The sequence below is a fragment of the Streptococcus suis genome (assembly GCF_002960445.1).
GTDB lineage: Bacteria > Bacillota > Bacilli > Lactobacillales > Streptococcaceae > Streptococcus > Streptococcus hyiners.
Genome location: NZ_POJD01000243.1, coordinates 1 through 437, shown reverse-complemented (window position 1 = coordinate 437; position 437 = coordinate 1). Strand labels below are relative to the sequence as shown.

Sequence of the window (437 nt, the reverse complement as noted above, 5' to 3'; positions counted from 1 at the left end):
GGACTAGTATGACCTGATTCAATACCTTGTTTGGCATCTAGCTGGGTGGAGTCGCTATCCATATTCAGATGGACAGGTAGTTGAAGCTCCTGAGAGATTAATTCGGGTAGGAGTAAATCGCCTTCGGCTAATCTGTAGCCACGATTACGGGCAGCCTCAATAGTTAAACCATGCGTTTCTAACTGGCGAATGGCCTTCCAAATGGATGTCCGTGAAATGCCCAATTCCTGTGCCAAATCTTCTCCGCTGACATAATCCTCTCTCTCTTTTAAAAGGAGATATATTTTCTGATAGGTTTTCATACCTTCATTATAGCAAAAAAATCACCTAAAACGTGATATAATAGTTTTAAATAAGGAGGTTTTCATGAAGACACTTGATTACATTGTTACATTGACCAACACTCCGTCGCCAACTGGTTTTACGACGGATATTAT

1 protein-coding gene is annotated in these 437 nt (G+C 40.7%); it reads right to left on the bottom strand.

What is annotated here, in order from left to right; genetic code table 11:
• Positions 1 to 302: HTH domain-containing protein (locus C1G53_RS09140; protein ID WP_153046693.1), on the bottom strand; the 302-nt coding region annotated here is incomplete at its 3' end.
• Between the last annotated feature and the right edge of the window lie 135 nt (positions 303 to 437).